The 20,893-nt window shown below is 73.9% G+C and carries 20 protein-coding genes; 7 read left to right on the top strand and 13 right to left on the bottom strand.

All coding sequences use genetic code 11. The features are described 5' to 3' along the window. The first annotated feature begins 93 nt into the window (after nt 1-93). Both IAG43_RS13740 and IAG43_RS13735 read left to right on the top strand, forming a co-directional pair. The gene (locus IAG43_RS13740; RefSeq protein ID WP_187741040.1) at nt 94-1,152 is read left to right on the top strand and encodes a hypothetical protein; all 1,059 of its coding nucleotides are present in this window, start codon (nt 94-96) and stop codon (nt 1,150-1,152) included. A 120-nt stretch (nt 1,153-1,272) separates the two neighbouring features. Continuing rightward, on the top strand, nt 1,273-1,908 hold the full coding sequence (locus IAG43_RS13735; protein WP_187741039.1) for an HAD family hydrolase: 636 nt from the start codon (nt 1,273-1,275) through the stop codon (nt 1,906-1,908). Between the two features lie 100 nt (nt 1,909-2,008). Here the strand turns inward: IAG43_RS13735 and IAG43_RS13730 are convergent, their stop codons facing one another. Then, nucleotides 2,009-2,260 carry a hypothetical protein gene (locus tag IAG43_RS13730; RefSeq protein ID WP_187741038.1) on the bottom strand — a complete coding sequence of 84 codons (252 nt, stop codon included), beginning with the start codon at nt 2,258-2,260 and terminating at the stop codon, nt 2,009-2,011. A gap of 180 nt (nt 2,261-2,440) precedes the next feature. Here IAG43_RS13730 and IAG43_RS34960 point away from each other — a divergent pair, with 180 nt between their 5' ends. Beyond that, nucleotides 2,441-2,824 carry a cold-shock protein gene (locus tag IAG43_RS34960; protein WP_018847073.1) on the top strand — a complete coding sequence of 128 codons (384 nt, stop codon included), beginning with the start codon at nt 2,441-2,443 and terminating at the stop codon, nt 2,822-2,824. A 190-nt stretch (nt 2,825-3,014) separates the two neighbouring features. Here the strand turns inward: IAG43_RS34960 and IAG43_RS13720 are convergent, their stop codons facing one another. The 4 genes from IAG43_RS13720 to IAG43_RS13705 all read right to left on the bottom strand — a co-directional run bounded on the left by IAG43_RS13720 (nt 3,015) and on the right by IAG43_RS13705 (nt 6,760). Then, nucleotides 3,015-3,854, bottom strand: a complete 840-nt coding sequence (locus tag IAG43_RS13720) for a 1,4-dihydroxy-6-naphtoate synthase (protein WP_187741037.1) — start codon at nt 3,852-3,854, stop codon at nt 3,015-3,017. Next, nucleotides 3,851-4,528, bottom strand: a complete 678-nt coding sequence (locus IAG43_RS13715) for a futalosine hydrolase (RefSeq protein WP_187741036.1) — start codon at nt 4,526-4,528, stop codon at nt 3,851-3,853. Before IAG43_RS13715 ends, IAG43_RS13720 begins: the two co-directional genes overlap by 4 nt. 16 nt (nt 4,529-4,544) lie before the next feature. Beyond that, nucleotides 4,545-5,024 carry a DUF2771 domain-containing protein gene (locus tag IAG43_RS13710; RefSeq protein ID WP_187741035.1) on the bottom strand — a complete coding sequence of 160 codons (480 nt, stop codon included), beginning with the start codon at nt 5,022-5,024 and terminating at the stop codon, nt 4,545-4,547. A gap of 380 nt (nt 5,025-5,404) precedes the next feature. After that, nucleotides 5,405-6,760, bottom strand: a complete 1,356-nt coding sequence (locus IAG43_RS13705; RefSeq protein ID WP_187741034.1) for an MFS transporter — start codon at nt 6,758-6,760, stop codon at nt 5,405-5,407. 564 nt (nt 6,761-7,324) lie between these two features. Here IAG43_RS13705 and IAG43_RS13700 point away from each other — a divergent pair. Beyond that, the gene (locus tag IAG43_RS13700; RefSeq protein ID WP_187741033.1) at nt 7,325-8,260 is read left to right on the top strand and encodes a DUF3027 domain-containing protein; all 936 of its coding nucleotides are present in this window, start codon (nt 7,325-7,327) and stop codon (nt 8,258-8,260) included. Between the two features lie 386 nt (nt 8,261-8,646). Next, nucleotides 8,647-11,793: a sacsin N-terminal ATP-binding-like domain-containing protein gene (locus IAG43_RS13695; RefSeq protein WP_187741032.1), complete on the top strand. Its 3,147-nt coding sequence runs from the start codon at nt 8,647-8,649 to the stop codon at nt 11,791-11,793. Between the two features lie 51 nt (nt 11,794-11,844). Here IAG43_RS13695 and IAG43_RS13690 read toward each other — a convergent pair whose 3' ends face one another. The 5 genes from IAG43_RS13690 to IAG43_RS13670 all read right to left on the bottom strand — a co-directional run bounded on the left by IAG43_RS13690 (nt 11,845) and on the right by IAG43_RS13670 (nt 15,341). Next, a complete protein-coding gene (locus IAG43_RS13690; RefSeq protein ID WP_187741031.1) occupies nt 11,845-12,231 on the bottom strand; it encodes a PIN-like domain-containing protein in 387 nt (128 codons plus the stop codon). Next, complete coding sequence (locus IAG43_RS13685) at nt 12,221-12,877, bottom strand: DUF433 domain-containing protein (RefSeq protein WP_187741030.1); 657 nt, start codon at nt 12,875-12,877, stop codon at nt 12,221-12,223. The genes IAG43_RS13690 and IAG43_RS13685 overlap by 11 nt, the downstream gene beginning before the upstream one ends. Before the next feature lie 80 nt (nt 12,878-12,957). After that, nucleotides 12,958-14,055 carry a hypothetical protein gene (locus tag IAG43_RS13680; protein WP_187741029.1) on the bottom strand — a complete coding sequence of 366 codons (1,098 nt, stop codon included), beginning with the start codon at nt 14,053-14,055 and terminating at the stop codon, nt 12,958-12,960. 283 nt (nt 14,056-14,338) lie between these two features. After that, nucleotides 14,339-14,467, bottom strand: coding sequence for a DUF397 domain-containing protein (locus IAG43_RS13675; RefSeq protein WP_246574302.1), 129 nt, complete (start codon nt 14,465-14,467; stop codon nt 14,339-14,341). Next, nucleotides 14,430-15,341: a helix-turn-helix domain-containing protein gene (locus tag IAG43_RS13670; protein ID WP_187744445.1), complete on the bottom strand. Its 912-nt coding sequence runs from the start codon at nt 15,339-15,341 to the stop codon at nt 14,430-14,432. The genes IAG43_RS13675 and IAG43_RS13670 overlap by 38 nt, the downstream gene beginning before the upstream one ends. Nucleotides 15,342-15,490: 149 nt before the next feature. Between IAG43_RS13670 and IAG43_RS13665 the strand changes: the two genes are divergently transcribed. Beyond that, on the top strand, nt 15,491-16,003 hold the full coding sequence (locus tag IAG43_RS13665) for an ATP-binding protein (RefSeq protein ID WP_425508596.1): 513 nt from the start codon (nt 15,491-15,493) through the stop codon (nt 16,001-16,003). Between the two features lie 150 nt (nt 16,004-16,153). Further along, on the top strand, nt 16,154-16,567 hold the full coding sequence (locus tag IAG43_RS13660) for a VOC family protein (RefSeq protein WP_187741028.1): 414 nt from the start codon (nt 16,154-16,156) through the stop codon (nt 16,565-16,567). Between the two features lie 234 nt (nt 16,568-16,801). On the opposite strand, the gene IAG43_RS13655 is transcribed toward IAG43_RS13660, so the two are convergent. From IAG43_RS13655 to IAG43_RS13645, 3 genes are all read right to left on the bottom strand, one after another. After that, a complete protein-coding gene (locus IAG43_RS13655) occupies nt 16,802-17,218 on the bottom strand; it encodes a peptidoglycan-binding domain-containing protein (protein ID WP_187741027.1) in 417 nt (138 codons plus the stop codon). Nucleotides 17,219-17,503: 285 nt separating this feature from the next. Next, nucleotides 17,504-17,875 carry a peptidase inhibitor family I36 protein gene (locus tag IAG43_RS13650; RefSeq protein ID WP_187741026.1) on the bottom strand — a complete coding sequence of 124 codons (372 nt, stop codon included), beginning with the start codon at nt 17,873-17,875 and terminating at the stop codon, nt 17,504-17,506. Between the two features lie 371 nt (nt 17,876-18,246). Continuing rightward, nucleotides 18,247-20,715: an HAD-IC family P-type ATPase gene (locus tag IAG43_RS13645; RefSeq protein ID WP_187741025.1), complete on the bottom strand. Its 2,469-nt coding sequence runs from the start codon at nt 20,713-20,715 to the stop codon at nt 18,247-18,249. Nucleotides 20,716-20,893: the final 178 nt, after the last annotated feature.

Below are 20,893 nucleotides of genomic sequence, written 5' to 3'. Positions count from 1 at the left end.
GGGGCAGGGCGGCCCCGGCCGCCCTCGTCGCGCACACCGGCGGCGTCGCGCCGGGCCGACCGGTGCCACGCCGGGAACAGCAGGGGAACGCCCGTGGGGATCGAGAGCGACCAGCTCGTCTTCGACTATCTGAGCCGGGTCGGCGACCTGGCCCAGCAGGCTCAGCTCCCGTCCGGGTCGCGCATGCGCCTGGTGACCTCGCTCCGGGGCGAGATCGACCGGCAGCGGACCAGGACCGGGGGGAACACGCCCGCCGGCGTCCGCCGCATCCTCGGACGGCTCGGCACACCCGACGAGGTCGTGGCGGCGGCCGCGGAGGAGGGCGGCGGCGCCCCGCCGACCGCCCCCGCGGAGCCGGTGCACCGCCCCGCCGACCGCCCCGCCGAGGGGGCCGTCGACGCGCGCGGGGAGGCGGCCGGCGACGCGCCGGGGCCGCCGGTGCCGCGCCAGCGGCTGCGGTTCCGGGCACCCCGTCCCCGTACGCCCGACGCCCCGCCGGCGCCCCCGGCCGCCTCGCCCCCGCACCTCGCGGGCACGGACGAACTCGGCCCCTCCGGCTCGGAACCGGACTGGTGGCGGATCGACCCCGGCCCGTTCGGCCCGGGTGACCGGGTCGCGGGCTTCACGGGAGGCGTCGAGATCCCGGAGATACTGCGCCCGCCGCGCGAGGACGACGAGCGCGACGCGCCGGACGGGGAAGGGGACGCGGACGCCGAGACAGACCCCGGTGCCGCGGAGGCGGTCCCCGCGGGGCGGACCCGGCGGTGGCGGCCGCGGCTGCGCCGCCGGGCGGAGGTCCTGCCGGGGGCCGGACGGCGGCTGGGGCATCCGCTGCTCCTGCTGGGCGCGGTGCTCCTCCTCGCCGGGGCGGTCCTCGGGTCCTTCATCCCGCTGGCCGGCGGCTGGCTCATCGCGTACGGCTCACGCCGTCTGAACGCGGCGCAGACCAAGGTCGCCCTCCTCGTCCTCCCCGGCGCGGCGGTGGCGGGCGGCCTGCTGTGGCTGTGGGGCCGGGTGAACGGACGCTGGGGGGAGGCGGTCCCGGAGGGCGCGATGCGCGACGCGCTGACTCAGACGTGGCCGTGGGTCCTGAAGGGCGCCGCGGTGGCGTCCGCCCTCTTCCTCCTCTGGCGCGCCCGCCGCGATCCCTGACGGAGCCGTGCCCCGGGCGGTACGGGGGCGACGCCCCGCGGGAGGGCCGCCCGCCCGGCCCGGCGGCCCCGTCCGCGGCGCCCTCCCGCGCCGCGGACACCTCCCCGCACAATGGGTGCCATGACCACACACCCCGCCGCCGCCCCTCTCACCGTCGGCTTCGACCTCGACATGACGCTCATCGACTCGCGCCCCGGCATCCACGCCGCCTATCGGGCGCTGTCCGCCGAGACCGGGGTGCGGATAGACGCCGATCTGGCGGTCACGCGTCTCGGGCCGCCCCTGGAGCAGGAGTTGGCGCACTGGTTCCCGGACGAGCGGATCCAGGAGATGAGCGACCGCTACCGGGAGCTCTACCCGGAGTACGCCATCGAGCCGACGCTCGCGATGCCCGGGGCGCGGGAGGCAGTCGACGCGGTGCGGGCCGCCGGGGGCCGGGCGATCGTCGTCACGGCCAAGCACGAGCCGAACGCCGAGCTCCACCTCGAACACCTCGGCATCGAGCCGGACGAGACGATCGGCTGGCTGTGGGCGGAGGCCAAGGCGGAGGCGCTGCGCGAGCACGGCGCGGGCGTGTACGTCGGCGACCACGTGGGCGACGTCCGGGGCGCGCTGGCCGCGGGCGCGCTCTCGGTCGGGGTGCCCACCGGCCCCTGCGACGCCGCCACCCTGCGCGAGGCCGGCGCCGACGTGGTCCTCGCCGACCTCACCGCGTTCCCGGCATGGCTGGACGGTCATCTCCGCGCCGGGTCCTGAGCGCGCCGAGTCCTGAGCGCGGTGGCTCCTGGGGGCGGCGGGGCGGGGGCGTCACCTCGGCGCACGGGGCCGCGGCGGGCGAGGTGCGGCGGAGGCCGGGTCAGGAACGACCGGATCCGGCCTGTCGCCGCTGGGCGGCGATCGAGCGCAGCACGCCCGCCGCGGCGATCACGAACCCGACGCCCATCAGCATGCACACGGCGTACGCGATCGAGGGAAACGGTTCCGTTCCCAGGAACAGCGGGGCCACGGTGACCAGTGTGGCCACCGCCCCGACGATGAAGACGATCGCGCCGACGCGCACCAGTCCGTCGCCCGGTGCGGGTGCCGTGGCCTGAGGAGTAGCAGTCATTCGGCCAGGGTATTCCCTTGCGCGTAGGAACCGGTCGAGGACGTCTTGTCACCGGCCTCTGGACCATTAGCCTTGGGGGTGGCGGGTCAGGCGACCCGCTGTAGTGCTATCCAGAGCCGTTTTTCGGCGCCCGACATGCGGTGCCCCCAGCGCCCCACGAGTACGAGGACGAGGACAGACGTGCCTACCGGCAAGGTCAAGTGGTTCAACAGCGAGAAGGGCTTCGGCTTTCTCTCCCGCGACGACGGCGGTGACGTCTTCGTCCACTCCTCAGTGCTCCCGTCCGGGGTCGACGTGCTCAAGCCCGGCCAGCGAGTCGAGTTCGGCGTCGTCGCCGGACAGCGCGGCGACCAGGCGCTCTCGGTGACCCTGCTCGACCCGACCCCGTCGGTGGCGGCGGCCCAGCGCCGCAAGCCGGACGAGCTGGCCTCCATCGTGCAGGACCTGACGACGCTGCTGGAGAACATCACGCCGATGCTGGAGCGCGGCCGCTACCCGGAGAAGACCCAGGGCAAGAAGATCGCCGGTCTGCTGCGCGCGGTGGCCGACCAGCTCGACGTCTGAGCCGCCGCGGCCGGCGGGCCGCCGCGGACGCGCAGGCGGCCCCGGCCGTCCGCCCGCACTCGTTCCACCACCGACCACCGGTCACCGCACCCCACCCCCACCCACCGCACGCGGGCGCGTGCGGTGGTGACGTGCGCGTGCGGCCCGACGTGCGGGGACGTGCTGCCGGGACGTGCGGCCGGTCGTGCGGTCAGACGAACGCGAGCGCGTCGGGGCCGAGGGGCGGCACCAGCCCCTCGGCCGCCGCGCGCGTCAGGAGCCCGCGCACGGCCGCGTAGCCGTCCACCCCCAGGTCGTGGGTGAACTCGTTCACGTACAGACCGATGTGCTGGTCGGCGACGGCCGGGTCCATCTCCTGTGCGTGCGCCTGCACATAGGGGCGGGAGGCCTCGGGGTCGTCCCAGGCCATGCGCACGGAGGTGCGGGCCGAGGCGGCCAGCAGTTCCAGGGTTTCGGCGCCGAGCGACCGCTTGGCGATGATCGCGCCGAGCGGGATCGGCAGCCCGGTCGTCGTCTCCCAGTGCTCGCCCATGTCGGCGAGCGAGTGGAGGCCGTACTGCTGGTAGGTGAAGCGCGCCTCGTGGATGACGAGCCCGGCGTCCACCGCGCCGTCGCGCACCGCCGGCATGATCTCGTGGAACGGCATCACGACCACCTCGCCGATCCCGCCCGGGACGGCGTCGGCGGCCCACAGCCGGAACAGCAGGTAGGCGGTCGAGCGCTCGCTGGGCACGGCGACCGTGCGGCCCCGCAGGTCCACCCCGGGCTCCCGGGTCAGCACCAGCGGCCCGCAGCCGCGCCCGAGCGCGCCGCCGCACGGCAGCAGGGCGTACTCGTCCAGCACCCACGGCAGCACCGCGTACGACACCTTCAGCACGTCGTACTCGCCGCGCTCCGCCATGCCGTTGGTGATGTCGATGTCCGCGAACGTGACGTCCAGCCCGGGCGCGCCCGGCACCCGTCCGTGCGCCCAGGCGTCGAAGACGAAGGTGTCGTTCGGGCAGGGCGAGTAGGCGATCTGCAGGGTCACAGGTGCTCCTGGAGTACGGGGGTGAGCCGGCGGAAGCCGTCGCGCAGTGCGGCGAGCGCGTCGCCGATGCGCCAGGCGGCGCGGTCGCGCGGGCCGACGGCGTTGGAGACCGCGCGGATCTCGATGACGGGCACTCCGTGCACGGCGGCGGCCTCGGCCACCCCGAAGCCCTCCATCGCCTCGGCGGCCGCCCGCGGGTGACGGGCCGCCAGCTCGGCGGCGCGTCCGGCGGTGCCGGTCACCGTGGAGACCGTCAGCACCGGCGCGTGCGCCGCGCCCAGGGCGTCGGCGGCGTGCGCGGACAGGGCGGCGGGCGGGTGGTGGACGGTGCGTCCGAAGCCGAGTTCGTCGACGGGGAGATAGCCGTCGGGAGTGTCGGCGCCGAGGTCGGCGGCGACGATCGCGTCGGAGACGACGAGGGAGCCGAGCGGGGCGCGGCCGGTGAAGCCGCCGCCGATGCCGGCCGAGACGACGAGCGCGTACGGCTCGTCCGCGAGGGCCAGTGCCGTGGCGGTGCCGGCCGCGGCGGCGGCCGGGCCGACTCCGGCCGCGAGCACGTGCAGGCCCGGGGTCCGGGTGATCGCGTACCCGCCCCTCAGCAGGGTGCCGGTCTCCTCCGTGGCGGCGACGGCTTCGGCCTCCGCCGCCACGGCGGTCACGACGAGTACGCGCATCGCGGGGTCCTGCCGGTCAGGAGGACTTCTCGAACTGGAACCGGTAGATCCCGATGACCTTGGTGCCGTTCGTCTCCATGATGTTGACGTCGGCCTTGTCGGTCGTCTCCCCGGTCTGCGAGGAGAAGAAGGCGTTGCCCGGGATGGTCCGGTACGTCTTCTTGAACGGCTCCTGCTCCACCGGCTGCGCGCCGAACAGGAGGGTCCAGCCGTTCTCGGCGATCTCCGGGTCGACGCCGAGGCGGACCTTGTCGTCGACGGCGAACTTGATCTTGGTGGGAGTGCCCTCGGTGAGGCACTTCTGCACCTCGGACTCCTTGATCGCCTCGCCGTCGTTGTAGCAGGTGGCCTCGGCGTTGACGGATTCCGTACCGACCGTCACGGTCACGAGCGGGGTCGGCTTGTCGCAGGCGGAGAGGACGAGCAGCCCGGCGGACACGGCGCCGAGGGCGGCGGCGGCCCGGCGGCGGCGGCCGGAGTAGAACGCAACGGTCATGGCCCGAAGGCTATCGGTCCCGGTCGGCCCCGCGTCGCGGGGGTACGGCGCGGCGTGCCGTTGCCCCCGCGGGGACGTACGCCAGGGCCCGCGGCGGCGGCCGCCGGACCCTTCGGGCCGGACCGGCCGCGCACCGTGCGCCGGGGGCGCCTCCCGTCCCGCGGCGGCGGCCGTGCCGCGGGCGCGCCCTGCGCCCCGCGCGCCCCGCCGGGCAGGCCGCACCGCTGCCCGGCGCGCCGCGCGTGTCGGCCGCGGGGCGCGGGCGGGTGCGGGCAGCCGGGCAGCCGCCCCGCCGGGGCCGGGCGATCCGGCCGGGCGGTCCGGTCGTATCGGACGGTCCCGGCCGGCAATCCGGTCAGGCGGCTGGGCCGACCGTCCGGTCAGGCGACGCGGGGGCGGGCGCTGCCGCCGCCGCGTCGGCGCGCGGCCGAGAGCAGACCCCGGTCCGCCGCCAGCGCGCCCGCCGCCAGGATGCCCGCCGCCACCGACATGCCGACCACGCCGTTGAGCGGCAGCGCGATCCCGATCGCGCCGCCCACCACCCACGCCATCTGGAGAAGCGTCTCCGAGCGCGCGAACGCCGACGTGCGCACCTGTTCCGGCACATCGCGCTGGATCAGCGCGTCCAGCGACAGCTTCGACAGCGCCTGCGAGAAGCCCGCGGCCGCCGTCAGGACCGCCACCATGCCCGCGCCGAAGAAGATCGCGGCGAGGACGGCCGCCGAGAGGACCAGCGTCAGCATCGTGACGATGATCATCTCGGGTCCGCGTGCTCTGAGCCACGCGCCCACCGCCGTGCCGATCGCGTTCCCCGCGCCGGCCGCGACGCCCACGATCCCCAGCGAGACCGCCGCCGACTGCCCGGCCAGCGGATGCTCCCGCAGCAGGAACGCCAGGAAGAAGATCAGGAACCCGGAGAGCGCCCGGTGCGCCGCGTTCGCCTGGAGGCCGTGCAGCACCGACGGGCCCACCGTCCGCAGGCTCGGCTTCTTCTCGCCGTGCGTCAGCATGTGCGCCTTGCGCTCGCCCTTCGCCGAATCGACCTTCGGCGGCATCGTGAACGCCCAGTACGCCCCGAGCAGGAACAGCGCGCACGCCCCGTAGAGCGGCCACTGCGGACCGATCATCTGGAGCCCGGCCCCGATGGGCGCGGCGATGCCCGTGGCCAGCAGACCGGCGAGCGTCACCCGCGAGTTCGCCTTCACCAGGGAGAACTTCGGTGGCAGCAGGCGCGGTACGACCGCGCTGCGCACCACGCCGTACGCCTTGGACGACACCAGGACGCCCAGCGCCGCCGGATACAGCTCCAGCCCGCCGGTCGCCACCGCGGTGGACATCAGGATCGCCAGCAGCGCCCGTGCGAGCATCGCTCCCGCCATCGCCGCGCGCCGTCCGTGCGGGAGACGGTCGAGGAGCGGGCCGATCACGGGCGCGAGGAGCGTGAACGGCGCCATGGTCACCGCGAGGTAGAGGGCGACCCGGCCGCGCGCCTCGTCGGTCGGCACCGAGAAGAACACGGTCGACGCGAGCGCCACGGTGATCATCACGTCGCCCGCGCCGTTCACCGCGTGCAGCTCGATCAGCTTGCCGAGCCCCGACTCGCCCGCGCCGTGCGCGTGCGTCGCCTTGCGGATGCCGCGCGCCGTGCCGGTGAAGGGCCGGTGCAGGGCACGCCCGACCGCCCGGCCCGCTCGTCGGAGCGGCCCGGTGTCGTCGGACGACCTCGCGGTTGCCACGTCGTCATAGTGCCCCAACGGCCGCCGCCCCGAACCGTGATCCGCAGCGTGTCCGCCACGAGTCCGCCGCGCGGCGCGACGACCGGCCGCGATCCGGCCGGGGAACTTTCTGACGGTCGTTCGGGTCCCGGGGCGGTCGCCGCCCGCAGTCCGGCACGCCGTTGCCGCGGTCGTCCGCACGCCGGTCCGCCCTGCCCGTGAACGCCTGACGTCCCCCTGCTCCCGGCGCCGTCCGGGCCTCTCCCGCCGCCGTCCCGCCCCTCTTCCGCCGCCGGCCGGTCCCCTCTTCCGCGCCCGTCCCGGTACGGGTCTTGCTCCCGTCTTGGGGCGGGCAGGTGGGCGGGGAGCTGTGAAGGGGGTAGCGTGCGTAGCGCGCCACCGGCGGTTGTTCCCGGCCGCGCGCCTCTTCGGCATCCCGCAGAATGGATGACGTCAGGTGCGCCCGGAAACGGATCGGTCCGGGCGTGGACGTCGATGCGGCCCTCAGGTCCGCTCCGCCCACCGCCCCGGATCACCCGGTCGACAGGCGCACCCGTGAGACGGCGTAGGAGAGAAGCGAGACCTGTGAGTGCTGCGACGACGCGAAGCCGTACCCCCGACCGCCTGTGCGCCGAGGCGGTAGACCTCGCCCGGGAGGCGGCCGAAGAGGCCGCGGCCCCGGGAGTGGTCGGCGAGCACGTGTCCCTCGTCTCCGAGGGTGACCGGGTCGTCACCCACTTCTTCGAGGCCAAGGAGCCCGGGTACCGGGGCTGGCGCTGGGCCGTCACCGTCGCCCGCGCCTCCCGCGCGAAGGTCGTCACCCTCGACGAAACCGTCCTGCTGCCCGGACCCGACGCCCTCCTCGCCCCGGAGTGGGTGCCCTGGAGCGAGCGGCTGCGCCCCGGCGACATGGGCCCCGGCGACCTGCTGCCCACCGAGGCGGACGACCTGCGCCTGGAGCCCGGCTACACCGGCGACGAGGAGCCCCCGCCGAACTCCGCCCTCGCGCCCTCGCACGACCTGGTCGAGCGCGTCGACGCGGAGGACGCGGAGCTCACGGACCGCGTACCCGCCGTCGACGCGACCGACCACGACGGCCGCGGCCAGATCGCGGCGCTCGCCGAGGAACTCGGCATGCGCCGCGCCCGGGTCCTCTCCCGGTACGGCCTGCACACCGCCGCCGACCGCTGGGACGACTCCTTCGGCCCGAAGACCGCGATGGCACAGGCCGCGCCGGCCTCCTGCCAGTCCTGCGGCTTCCTGGTCCCGCTCGGCGGCTCCCTGCGCCAGGCGTTCGGCATCTGCGCCAACGAGTTCTCACCGGCCGACGGGCGCGTGGTGTCCCTCGCGTACGGCTGCGGGGGGCACTCCGAAGCGGCCGTGATGCCGAAGCCTCCGGTACCGCCGCCGCCGGTGCTGGACTCGCTCGCGGTGGACGCGTTCCCGCTGCGCCCCGCGCGTGACAGCGGGTCGGTCTCCACGGACACGGACCCGTCCTCCGACGACCTCGGCCACTCCTAGCCCCTCGCGGGGCGCCACTCCAGCCCGGGCAACTCCAGCCCGTCCGGCGTCCCCTCCTGGGGGTGGGCCAGGCCGGGCCGCTCCAGCCCCTGCTGGGGGTGGGCCTGGCCCGGGTAACTCCAGCCTGTCCGGCGTTTGAGGACACCGTGCGCAGCGCGGTGCCGCGGCCTCCGGGGCGCGCCGCCCCCGCGCCCGTAGCCGGGTCCGGCGGGGCTTCGCGGCCGAAACGGCACGTCCCGCAGGGCTCCGCCCCGCACGGGTGTCCGCCGACGCGGTACCTTCGGCCCCGTGGGCACCGACCTGCCCCGTCCAGCCCAACGGCAACAGCGAGCAGCACACCCCGCACCACCACGAGAAGCACCCATCGCACAGAGCGGAGCCGCAGCGTGAGCGTCAGGACGACCGAGTGGGCCGACCCGTTCGGGACGGCGCGGCTGCGGCGCGGGGTGCTCGACGCCTGGGGCGCGAGTCCCGCCCGCTTCCGCGAGGACGCCAACGCCGAGGAGGACCTCGTCCTCGGCGGCTACCGCGACCGCCTCGTCGTCGAGCTCGCGCAGAACGCCGCCGACGCCGCCGCCCGCGTCGGCGTCCCCGGCCGGCTGCGGCTGACGCTGCGGCCCGGCCCGGACGGCGGCGCCGGCACGCTCGCCGCCGCGAACACGGGCGCCCCCCTCGACGCCACCGGCGTCGAATCGCTGAGCACCCTGCGCGCCTCCGCGAAGCGCGAGGGCCACGAGACATCCGTCGGCCGCTTCGGCGTCGGCTTCGCCGCCGTGCTCGCCGTCTCCGACGAGCCCGCGGTCGTCGGCCGCCACGGCGGCGTCCGCTGGTCGCTTCCCGAGGCGAGGGAGCTCGCCCTGGAGGTGGCGGCGGGCTCTCCCGGCCTCGGCGACGAGCTGCGCCGCCGCGACGGCCACGTCCCGCTGCTGCGGCTCCCGCTGCCCGCCGAGGGCTCCGCACCCGACGGGTACGACACGGTCGTCGTGCTGCCGCTGCGCGACGGCGCCGCGGCCGACCTGGTGGAGCGTCTGCTCGCCGGCATCGACGACGCGCTGCTCCTCACGCTGCCCGGCCTCGCCGAGATCGTCGTCGAGACGCCGGACGGCACACGGGAGTTGCGGCGCGAGACGCAGGACGACTGCGTACGGATCACGGACAGCTCGGCGCCCGGGCCGCGCCGCTGGCGGGTCGTCGCGCACGACGGCCCGATCGAGCCGGCCCTGCTGGCGGACCGCCCGGTCGAGGAGCGGCTGCGCCCGCACTGGTCGGTCACCTGGGCCGTCCCGGTGGACGGCGACGGCGCCCCCGTCCGGCCCGCCACCGCGCCGGTCGTCCACGCGCCGACGCCCACCGACGAGCCGCTCGGCGTGCCCGCGCTGCTGATCGCCTCGCTTCCGCTCGACCCCACGCGCCGGCATCCCGCGCCCGGCGCACTGACCGACTTCCTGGTGGAGCGGGCGGCCGACGGCTACGCCGAACTGCTCGGCGGGTGGCGCCCGGTGACGACCGGCACCATCGACCTGGTGCCCGGACCGCTCGGCAAGGGCGAGCTCGACGGCGCGCTGCGCGCCGCCGTGCTGAAGCGCCTGCCCCGGGTGGCGTTCCTGGAGCCCGCGCTGCCCCGGGAGGGGGCGGCGGACGACTCCGGCCTGCCGGACCGTGAGACGCCGCCCGCGCTGCGCCCGATCGAGGCCGAGGTCCTGGAGGGCGCGGGCGCCGACACCGTACGGGTCCTGGCGGAGGTGCTGCCGAGCCTGCTGCCCGCCGGGCTGGAACGGCGCGTGGAGCTGCGCACGCTGGGCGTCGCCCGGGTGCCGCTGACGGAGGCCGTCGACCGCCTCGCCGGGCTGGAGCGCGAACCGGACTGGTGGCGGCGGCTGTACGACAGCCTCGCCGGTGTGGACCCGGACCGGCTGACCGGCCTCCCGGTGCCGCTGGCCGACGGGCGGACCACGATCGGCCCCCGCCAGACGCTGCTGCCGCTCGCCGACACCCCGCCCCACCTGGCCCGCCTCGGACTGAAGGTGGTGCATCCCGACGCCGCGCACCCGCTGCTGGAGAAGCTGGGCGCGCTGCCCGCGACGCCGCGGGCCGTGCTGACCACACCGCAGGTGCGGGCCGCGGTCGCCGGTTCGCTGGACGCGGGCGAGATCTGGGACGAGGACGCGGACGCCCTCGACGCCGACGAGCTGGCGGACACCGTCCTCGCGCTGGTGCGGGACGCGGAGCTGGAGCCGGGGGACGAGCCGTGGCTCGGCGCGCTGGCCCTTCCCGACGAGGACGGCGAGCCGGCGCCCGCCGGTGAACTGGTGCTCCCCGGGAGCGCCTTCGCCTCCGTCATGCGGGAGGGCGAACTGGCGCTGTGCGACGCCGACCTCGCGGACCGCTGGGGCGAGCAGCCGCTCGCCGCCTGCGGCGTGCTGGCGAACTTCGCCCTGGTCCGCGCGGCCGACGTCGTCCTCGACCCGGACGAACTGGAGCCGCGCGACGGCGACTTCGCCGAGCCGGACGACGCGGGCCTGCTGGACGCGGTCGACGTGTGGTGCGAGGACGTGCTCGACCGGCTGCCCGAGCACCCGCTGCCCCCGGTCGCCACGGAGATCGTCGCGGTGCGGGACCTGGACCTCGTCGACGACGACCGCTGGCCGCAGGCCCTCGCCCTGCTGGCGCAGCCCCCGCTGCGGGACGCGCTCACCCAGCCGGTGCGGGTGCTGCTGCCGGACGGGACGACGGAGACCGTCCGCCCGTACACGGCGTGGTGGCTGCGCGACCACCCGGTGCTCGACGGCCGCCGCCCCGCCGGGCTCCGCGCGTCCGGCGCCGATCCGCTGCTGGAGGGCCTGTACGAGCCGGCCGACACCACCGGCTTCGAGGACGCCCAGGTGCTGCACGCCCTCGGGGTGCGCACCTCGGTCGCCGCGCTGCTCGACGAACCGGGCGGTGCCGCTGAGCTGCTGTCCCGTCTCGCCGACCCGGACCGCCCGGTGCGCGCCGCCCAGCTGCACGCCCTGTACACGGCGCTCGCCGACCTCGATCCGGAGCAGGTCACGCTGCCGGACGAGCTGCGGGCCGTGGTGGACGGCGAGGTGGTCGTGGTGGACGCCGCCGACGCGGTCGTCGCCGACACCCCCGACCTGCTGCCGCTCACCGCCGGACTGCCGCTGCTGCCGGTGGCGCCCTCACGCGCCGCCGACCTGGCGGAGCTGTTCCAGGTGAGCCGGCTGAGCGAGGCGGTCACGGCGGAGGTCACGACCGAGGGCGAGGAGCACGAGGTGCCGGAGTCCGTGCGCACCCTGCTCGGTCCGGCGACGCCGCTGAGCTATGTCGAACACGACGAACTGCTCGCCGGCGACGCCGAACTGGACTGGCGCCGCGCCCCGGACGGCACCATCCACGCCTCCACCTTCGAGGGCGTCGCGGCCGGCCTGGCCTGGGCCGCAGGCCAGTGGCCCCGCCGCTTCGAGGTCGCCGCCTTGCTGGAGGACGCCTCCCGCACGGCGGAACTGGAGCGCGACCGCTGGTTCGACGCGTAGGCCCGGGGCCTGAGCGGTCACGGTGGCCGTGGCCGGTCACCGTGCGCCGCGTCATGGCCAGGTACGTTCGAGCCGGTCATGGCGTACGGCGTAGGCGGCCGGGCCGCCACGCGCGACCGCTTGGTGGATGGCGTCCCGCCGCGAGTGGAGCCGTTCGGCCATGTCGAGGCTTCGCAGCTGCTGATTGTCCAGGTAGAACAGGACCGCCGCCTGTTCCAGGACCGGGCGGATCTCGAGATCGCGGGTCTTGATCCGGCCGTCCTTCGAAAGAGGGACCCAGCCTCGGTCCAGACCGTGCCGGATCCATTCGGCGTCGGGGACGTCCTGCGCGTCGGCGGGGTAGACCCCGGTGATGCAGTGCACCGTCCAGCCCCGTGCCGTCAACGCCTCCGCCACGCGACGTCCGAGGTTGCGATCCAGGAAGAACTCAGGCCGCAAGGTGAACCACAGCGTCGCACAGAGCGGCCACCTGATCCGGGGTCATGCCGTACTCGTAGGCGATGTCCTCGACGGTCTCGCCCGCCTCCCACAGGTCGGTGATGGAGTTCACCGGCACCCGGTTGGACTCGACGACCGGAAGGCCGCGGCCGAAGCGGGGATCGATGACGACGGGCACGGAATCGGGGTACTGCCGCAGCCGCAGGCTGGTCGGAAAGGCGTCGTCGGCGTCCCAGGAGAGATAGCGCAGATAGTCGGAGACCACTTCGTGAATCGGGGCCTGCCCGTCCCTGGCGCGGCGGAGGTCGCCGAGGCCGTGTTCCACGAAGATGTCGACGCCGTCCGTCGCGATGCGCTTGGACACCAGCCCGTACGGCGTGTCGAAGGCTTCGCGCACAGCGGCGGCGGCGGCCTTGATCTCACTCATCCGTAGCCCCAGCGTACGCAGGGACCGGAGTACATGGGCCTCCGCCACCGCCACGAACGGCACGGACGGCTGGTTCTTGCGCAGGGGCTCGACCTGGTGGACGAGGGGCGCACCGGCGGCGGTCCCCTTGAGCCAGGAGCTGAGGGTGGAGACGGGGATCTCCAGGTAGGAGGACGTCTCCGTCGGCGTCAGCAGCCCGTCCGTGAATCTGTCGATCATGCTCCACCTCTTCTCCCGGCCGACGGCCTCAGCCTCGCACAACCAGGATCCCTCGCGGGGAGCCGCCGTACGCCGGACGGTCAGCATGCCGCCGCCAGGGCGTCCTGACGGCAGCCGCGGCAGCGCTCCGTTCCCGCAGAGCGGAAGGCGAGCCCGCAGCCGTCGCAGGTCACCATGGGCAGGACCGGGGGAGGGGCGGGCTGTTCGGGCAGGGGTGGCGGGAGTTCGCGCAGGCGGTGGGCGAGGATGCGGGCGGGGCGGGCCAGCAGGCGGGCGGGCAGGCGGTCCGTGAGATGGGCCGTGAGGTCCGCGGGCTCCACGCCCCGGGCGAGCCATCGGCCGACCGCGGGGGCGAGTCCGGCGGTCTCGCGGGCTGACAGGATCAGCCGCCGGTCCACGAGCCGCAGCGAGGCGAGGACCACGACGGCACGGGGGTCCTCCGGCGCGGGCGGCGGCCCGGTGGCATCGGCGGGGGCGTCCGGGCCCGCGGCTGCGGGCGGTTCCCCCGGCTCCCCGGCGTCGCCCGGTTCCTCGGGTTCCTCGGCGTCCCCCGCGTCCCCGGGGTTCTGGGGGTTTTCGGGGCTCCGGGGGTCCGGGTTCCCGGGGTTCTCCGGGGTGGGCTCGGCCGCCGGGGTGGCCCGGGCGGGCGGGACGGATCGTGGCGTGGCCCGCGCGTCCCCGACAGGGGCCGAACCGTCCGCCGCCGGCCCGGCAGGGGCCGGGGGCGTTCCCGTGCCGGACCCCGGTGCGCGCCGCCGCCGCGGCGCGGTCCGCGGGCGCGGCGGCTCTGCCCGGTCGGCGGGCGGCACGTCGTAGAAGAACGTCCGGGTGGAGAGGCGCCCGACCGGGCCGCGCTTCACGAGACGTCGCAGGTAGCCGTCGGACTCCAGGTCGCGCAGGGCGCGGGAGATCAGGATCTCGCCCTCGGTGAAGTGCTCGCACAGGGCGTCGATGCTGACGGAGGCGCCGTCGGGCAGCGACAGGATGTAGCCCGCGACGCCCACCGTGACCGCGCTTCCGGGGCGCTGGAGCAGGGAGTTGGCGATCACCGTGAAGTCGGCGGCGAGCCGGGTGCGGACATGGATCACGCCGGAGGCCGGAGCTTCGGACATCGAAGCTTCGGAGGCCTGAGCTCCGGCGGGGGCGCGCAGGGGCGCGTTAGACTGCGGGTCAGCCATCGGGAAGCGTCTTCTTCCAGATCGGTGAGGCCCTCGATCGGGATTGCCGTCCCGGCCGGGGGCCGCATATGTCTTCGGTTGTTGCGGCGAACGTAGCCGCCGCCCTCCCGCCCTCGCAAGCCGGTCACCCGTCCGGGTGACGGACGGCTGACCGGCCGGGAGGGGAGGGAGGGCAGGGGTTCTTTCCCCCAGGTTCTTATGGGGAGTTCGTGGCCCACCGGCCCCCGCTGCACCACGCCCCGGCGGGCCCGGCACACGGCGCGCGGACCGGTCCCCGGCGGGCTCAGAGGCGGTCGCCGGCCTTCAGCCCGTCCACGAAGGCGGCCCAGCCGGCCGGTGCGAACACCAGGTGCGGCAGGTGCGGCGCCTTGCTGTCACGCACCGGGATCACGCCGGGGACCCCGTCCGCCACCTCGACGCAGTTCCCACCCTCCTGATTGCTGTGACTGCTCTTTCGCCAGACGGCGTTGTGCAGGGGAAGGGCGTCTCGGGTCACGGTGGTCCTCCTCCATCGCGGATCGGATCAGATCGAGCGACCTGCGCGGGGGCAGGGCCGCCGTCCGGAGCCGATCGTAGGCCACCGCGAACCGCCGTACGTCGGACGGATCTTCGAAGAGCCGCCCGTGGTCCGCACCCTCCGTGTAGGCGACTTCGGAGCCGTCGGGCAGCGTGAGCACGGTGAGCGAGCCGCCCAGCATGTCGTGCTCGCCCTCCGTGAAGGGCAGCACCTGCACGGTGATGTGGCGTTCCCCGGCGGCCGTCAGCAGCGCGTCGAGCTGGCGGCGCATGACCTCGGCCCCGCCGATCCGCTTGCGCAGCACCGTCTCGTCCAGGATCACCAGCAGTTCCGGGCGGTCGTCCGAGGCCATGCGCTTCTGCCGCTCCATCCGGGCGGCGAGGCGCTCCTCCAGGTGCTCGGCGTCCCGGTGGGACAGGCCGACGCTCAGGACCGTCCGGGCGTACTCCTCGGTCTGGAGCAGGCCCGGCACCACATGGGCCGCGTACTCACGGATGGCGACGGCCCGGGCCGCGTAGGCCATGAACGTCCGCGACCAGTCGGGGAACGCCTCCCGGTGGACGTGCGGCCACAGGTCGACCAGCAGGCCGTCGGCGCCCAGTGCCGCGTCGAGCGCCCGCGCCAGCTCCCGCGTCGGCCGGGCCCCCGAGGCCCGTTCCACCTGGGTGATCCGGGTGCTCACCACATGGGTGCGGGAGCCGAGCTGTGCCTGGGTGAGACCGGCAGCCGTGCGCAGCCTGCGCACCCGGGAGCCGAAGAGGGCGGCCATCGACGCGTCCGGATCGATGTCCTTGGCCATGGGCTCACTCCCGTTCCTTACGGCTGGTGATGTAAGGCCGTACACCCTTCCGACCCTAGGGCCGCGCCAGCACGCTTGACCACGGAAGGTCACCATCCGTACACCCACGGGTGGTGCTCGTGGCGACAGGGACGAACAGGACGGGCGACGCGGTGCGGGAGACCACGACGACACGGGGCACGGACCCCGCGCGGACGGAACAGGGCGACGGACGCGAGGAGTTCGCGGCGATGTTCGGGGCCACCCGGCGCGGGGCGCGGCTCGCCCGCCGGGTCGCGGTGCGGCACCTCGCCGCGTGGGGCCACCATGCCGGAACGGACCTCTCCGATACCGTCGCCCTCCTGGTGGCGGAGCTCGCGGGCAACGCGGTCCGCCACGGCCGGGTGCCGGGCCGCGACTTCCGGCTGGCCCTGCGCCTGGACCGGGCGCGGGCACTGGTGCGCGTCGAGGTCGCGGACGCGTGCGCGCTGCTGCCGCCCGCGGTGCGGCCGGTGCCCGCCGACGACGACGAGTCCGGGCGCGGACTGCTGCTGGTGGACGCGCTCGCCGACCGCTGGGGCGCCGAGCCGCGCGACCCGGTCGGCAAGACGGTGTGGGCCGAGGTGTCGGTGGCGGCAGGCCGGGACCGGTAGGCTCGGGATCATGACTGCCGGGTCGGCCACGCGCCGCACACAAGAGAGCCGCCCGGCTGCCGCGTGACCTCGCGGCGGGCCAGGGGCCCGCCCGTCTCTCCGCGTCTTTCCCTTCATCGAGGATCCGACCCGGAGAGAGAGCCACCAGCCATGCAGCAGTCTTCCCCGCATTCCCCCGTCACCACCGTGCAGTTGAACCACACCGCCGTCTACGCCAGGGACCGCCGGCTCTCCGCCGACTTCCTCGCCGCCGTCCTGGGGGTCGAGGTGGGCGCGCCGTTCGGCCCGTTCCTCCCCGTCGACCTGGGCAACGGCGTGACGCTCGACTACTACGAACTGACCGACGAGCCGGTCCAGTCGCAGCACTACGCCTTCCTCGTCCCCGACGAGCAGTTCGACGGCATGATCGCCCGGCTGGAGGCCCTCGGCGTGACCTACTACGCAGACCCCTCCCACACCGAACCCGGCGCGATCAACCGCCTCTTCGGCGGCCGGGGCGCCTACTTCGACGACCCGTCCGGCCACAACATGGAGATCATGACCCGGCCGTACGCGAGGCCGTGACGGGTCGGGCGGCGGGGCGCGGTCAAAGGCCCCGCCGCCCGGAACGCAGTCGCGGGCACACCTGCAGCCGTGCTCAAGCAGCGCCCGCCCACTCTGCAACACGTCACCCGTCAGCTCCATCGCCATCGGTGGCATCATCCAAGCTGCACTCGTCTTCGACAATGCATCCCGATGGTCCATGGGAACACCTCGGTACTCAGGACATAGGGTAGGGCTGGGCCGTGGGGTGCTGCTTCACCAAGTGCGAATGCAGCTGCCGGTCCAGGTCTCGCCTTGGTAGTTCCGCTTGGGCCACTTGAGTTTGCTTCGGGTGACGAAGCCGTAGAGTCCGTCGTCTTCGATCCTCTCGACTCGTTGGGCCGCCTCAAGCGCCCGTTTCGTGTTATTTCCGAAGTTGCCGTCGATCTCGATGGATTGCCCGTAGCAGAGGACCAGAGCTCTCTGGAGCCTCTCGACAGCCGACGAACTGTTACCGGGAGCCAGGTTGCATACGGTGGTGTCGCCACGCGCGGGGACCCAGGCGAAGTAGCTACTGCTGATCTTCCAGGCGTAGGATCCGTTGCAGGTGGGGGCTGCTGCCTGAGCCGGTCCCGCAGTTGTCACGACACCCATACCGGTGACTGCAACCACACTGGCGACGATTCCGGTCATGGTTCGCGCGGTTCTACGTTTGGACATCTCGTACCCTTCCCTTGCTTCTCGATAGCTTGGCCCATCTCAGGACCTGCGCCCTGGCTGAAGATGATGCGTCGCATTCGCGGCTGACCAATTCTGGCTTCTGCCTGCGAGCGGCGCAGGCGAGGTGGAGCTCTCGTCCCTTTTGGTCAACTCCGCTCAGAGATGCGGGCGAACTACCTCGCTAGCCCCGGTCCCGGGGATGCGGGTCGAAGGGGTACCAGAGTTGAAAACATGCCTGTTGCGGGCGGCGCTTGTAAATCAAATGCAGTTGACCCATTTGTTGGATAGAATCTTTACTCGTGTTGACGTCCCAGTGCCCTTGGTCCCCCGCTTTACCGTGGCGATGAGATTGGTGTAGTTTCTGCCGGCGTAAACGTTTACGTCGCAGTTGTTGCCATTGTTGTAGCCGGAGAGTGAACCGTTGGCGAAAACCGTGTACTGCGAAAGATCGGCGTTGTCGTACTGGACCTTCTGCATCCGGCCTGTGTAGTCCGTTCCATGCCAAACGCAGAACCATCCTTCTGGACAGTCGGACGAGGCGGCACTTGCTGTACCGGTGAAACCGGTACCTACGAGTGCCAGCGCGGCAATACTGATGCCGAACCGCTTAACTATCTTGCTGGCGGACATGAGTTATGTGCTCTCCTCGTGTTCGTAGCCGTGAGCAGTGCGAGGCCGGCGTCGTCGCGTGTCCCGGGCCCGGGGTCCGACCGCGTCCCGGGCCCGGAACAGCCGGATGCCGCCGCCGCGACGATCGCCGCGGCCGTGCACGTCGCGGCCAGAGTCCGTCTCATGCCGGCATCCACTCCCCCGAGTAGTGGAGCGGTCTCTCGCGCCGCTCCGCTCCCTGAGCTTCGCGTCTTGGGGCGTGCGGCTGCCAGGCCGTTGCACTGCACCGCAAAGGCGCAGGTCGGCAGGGAGAACGGCGAGTCCGGCTCCCCGGGCGCCGGTCCGCCGCGGGTCTCGGGCCGCCCCGTGCCCCGAAGCCCCCGGGCGTCGCCTCACGCCGGGAAGCGGCGGCCCACCCAGCGCCAGACGACCTCCAGCACGGCCGCCGCCGTCGCCGCGATCGCGACCGCCGCCCACGGCATCACCGTGCCCACGAGCTTCAGCGCGAAGAACTCCTGGAGCCAGGGGACGACCAGCACCAGCAGGAAGCCGCCGCCCATCGCGCCGACCAGGGCGAGCCGCCACCACGTGTAGGGGCGGGCGATGATGGCGAGGACCCAGAGGGAGACGAGGAACAGGCAGAGCGTCGCCGCACTCGTCTCGGCGCCGAGCGCCCCGGTGCCGCTGTAGTGCGACCGTGCCAGCAGGTACGTGCTGAACGTCGCCGCCGCCGCGATCACGCCCGCCGGGATCGCGTACCGCATCACCCGGCGCACGAAGTGCGGTTTCGCGCGCTCCTTGTTCGGCGCGAGCGCGAGGAAGAAGGCGGGCACGCCGATGGTCAGCGTGGACAGCAGCGTCAGATGGCGCGGGAGGAACGGGTAATCCACCTGCGAGCAGACCACCAGGACCGCGAGCAGGACCGAGTAGACCGTCTTCGTCAGGAAGAGGGTCGCGACCCTGGTGATGTTGCCGATCACCCGCCGGCCCTCCGCCACCACCGACGGCAGGGTGGCGAAACTGTTGTTCAGCAGCACGATCTGCGCCACGGCACGGGTCGCCTCCGACCCCGACCCCATGGACACGCCGATGTCGGCGTCCTTGAGCGCGAGGACGTCGTTGACGCCGTCGCCCGTCATCGCCACCGTGTGGCCGCGGGCCTGGAGCGCGCCGACCATGTCGCGCTTCTGCTGCGGCGAGACCCGGCCGAAGACCGCGTTCGCGTCGATCGCCGCACCCATCTCGTCCCGCTCGGCCGGCAGCTTGCGGGCGTCGACGGTGTCCGAGGCGCCGGGCAGCCCGAGTTTGGCCGCCACCGCGCCGACGGCGACCGCGTTGTCCCCGGAGATGACCTTCGCCGCGACGTCCTGGTCGGCGAAGTAGCGCAGGGTGTCCGAGGCGTCGGGCCGCAGCCGCTGCTCCAGCACGACGAGGGCGGTGGGCTCCGCGCCGGCGGCGGGGGAGTCCGCGTCGAGCTCCTTCGCCGACCGGGCGAGCAGCAGCACCCGCAGGCCCTCGCGGTTGAGGGCGTCGACCTCGGTCAGGGACGGGTCGTCCGCGGGGAGCAGCACATCGGGTGCGCCCAGCAGCCAGGTCGACGCGCTGCCGTCCCCCTCCTCGAAGCTCGCCCCGCTGTACTTGCGGGCCGAGGAGAAGGGGAGGGCGGCGGTGCACCGCCAGCCCGCCCCGTCCGGGTAGGCGTCGACGACGGCCTGGAGGGAGGCGTTGGGGCGGGGGTCGGAGGCGCCGAGCGCGCCCAGGACCTGCCGCAGGCGTCCCTCGTCGGCACCGTTCAGCGCCCGGAGCTCGGTGACGTCCATGCCGCCCTCGGTCAGCGTGCCCGTCTTGTCGAGGCAGACCACGTCGACCCGGGCCAGGCCCTCGATGGCCGGCAGTTCCTGCACCAGGCACTGCTTGCGGCCCAGCCGGATCACCCCGATGGCGAACGCGACGGAGGTCAGCAGCACCAGGCCCTCGGGGATCATCGGCACGATGCCGCCGACGGTCCGCGCGATGGAGTCCTTGAGGTCGTTGTCCTTCACGATCAACTGGCTGATGATCAGACCGGTCGCCGTCGGCACCATCATCCAGGTCACGTACTTGAGGATGGTGGAGATGCCGGAGCGCAGCTCGGAGTGGACCAGCGTGAAGCGGGACGCCTCCTCCGCGAGCTGCGCCGCGTACGCCTCGCGTCCCACCTTGGTCGCCGTGAACGCGCCCCCGCCCGCGACGACGAACGAGCCCGACATGACCTGGTCGCCGGGGCGCTTGAGGACCGGGTCGGCCTCACCGGTCAGCAGCGACTCGTCGATCTCCAGGTTGTCCGCCTCGGCGATCTCGCCGTCGACCACCACCTTGTCCCCGGGGCCGAGTTCGACGAGGTCGCCGAGCACGATCTCGGAGGTGGAGACCGGGGCGGTGCTGCCGTCCCGGCGCACCCGGGGTTTCGCCTCGCCGATCACGGCGAGCGAGTCCAGCGTCTTCTTGGCGCGCAGCTCCTGGATGATGCCGATTCCGGTGTTGGCCACGATCACGAAGCCGAACAGGCTGTCCTGGATCGGCGCGACGAAGAGCATGATCACCCACAGCACGCCGATGATCGCGTTGAAGCGGGTGAAGACGTTGGCGCGGACGATGTCGACGGCCGAGCGCGAACTGCGCACCGGCACGTCGTTGACCTCGCCCCGGGAGACCCGCTCGGCGACCTCGGCCGGGGTGAGCCCGGTCGCCGCCTGTCGCGCACGCCGGCTGGGCGGTGGGTTCCTGGGGTGTACGGGGTCGAGTTCGGCCCCCGCGTCGATCACGGGAGTGCGGCCGCCCGGCTCGGGCCCGTCGGTGTCGATGTCCGCCCGCTGCGTCATGCATCCGACGGTACGGGGGAGGGGACGCCTCCACCCCCCGAGCGGCGGAAGATCCGACCGTGGTCGTACGGAGATCGTCCCGTGGTGCCACGGGGTGCGGGGGAGCGGGCGACGGCGGGGTGTCCCGGTGCCGGGGCGGGCGCTTGCGGGGCGGCCGGGGGAGGCGGGGAGGCGTTCG

Origin of the sequence: Streptomyces genisteinicus (genome assembly GCF_014489615.1) — a bacterium.
Lineage (GTDB): Bacteria > Actinomycetota > Actinomycetes > Streptomycetales > Streptomycetaceae > Streptomyces > Streptomyces genisteinicus.
This window is presented reverse-complemented; position numbering and strand designations above follow the sequence as displayed.

Excerpts from the sequence above, each read along its gene's own strand:
- IAG43_RS13735 (WP_187741039.1), top strand. The coding sequence starts at position 1,273 with ATGACCACACACCCCGCCGCCGCCCCTCTCACCGTCGGCTTCGACCTC.
- IAG43_RS13655 (WP_187741027.1), bottom strand. The coding sequence starts at position 17,218 with ATGACCGGAATCGTCGCCAGTGTGGTTGCAGTCACCGGTATGGGTGTC.
- IAG43_RS13650 (WP_187741026.1), bottom strand. The coding sequence starts at position 17,875 with ATGTCCGCCAGCAAGATAGTTAAGCGGTTCGGCATCAGTATTGCCGCG.
- IAG43_RS13680 (WP_187741029.1), bottom strand. The coding sequence starts at position 14,055 with ATGGCTGACCCGCAGTCTAACGCGCCCCTGCGCGCCCCCGCCGGAGCT.
- IAG43_RS13685 (WP_187741030.1), bottom strand. The coding sequence starts at position 12,877 with ATGATCGACAGATTCACGGACGGGCTGCTGACGCCGACGGAGACGTCC.
- IAG43_RS13660 (WP_187741028.1), top strand. The coding sequence starts at position 16,154 with ATGCAGCAGTCTTCCCCGCATTCCCCCGTCACCACCGTGCAGTTGAAC.
- IAG43_RS13710 (WP_187741035.1), bottom strand. The coding sequence starts at position 5,024 with ATGACCGTTGCGTTCTACTCCGGCCGCCGCCGCCGGGCCGCCGCCGCC.
- IAG43_RS13645 (WP_187741025.1), bottom strand. The coding sequence starts at position 20,715 with ATGACGCAGCGGGCGGACATCGACACCGACGGGCCCGAGCCGGGCGGC.
- IAG43_RS13730 (WP_187741038.1), bottom strand. The coding sequence starts at position 2,260 with ATGACTGCTACTCCTCAGGCCACGGCACCCGCACCGGGCGACGGACTG.
- IAG43_RS13715 (WP_187741036.1), bottom strand. The coding sequence starts at position 4,528 with ATGCGCGTACTCGTCGTGACCGCCGTGGCGGCGGAGGCCGAAGCCGTC.
- IAG43_RS13670 (WP_187744445.1), bottom strand. The coding sequence starts at position 15,341 with ATGGCCGCCCTCTTCGGCTCCCGGGTGCGCAGGCTGCGCACGGCTGCC.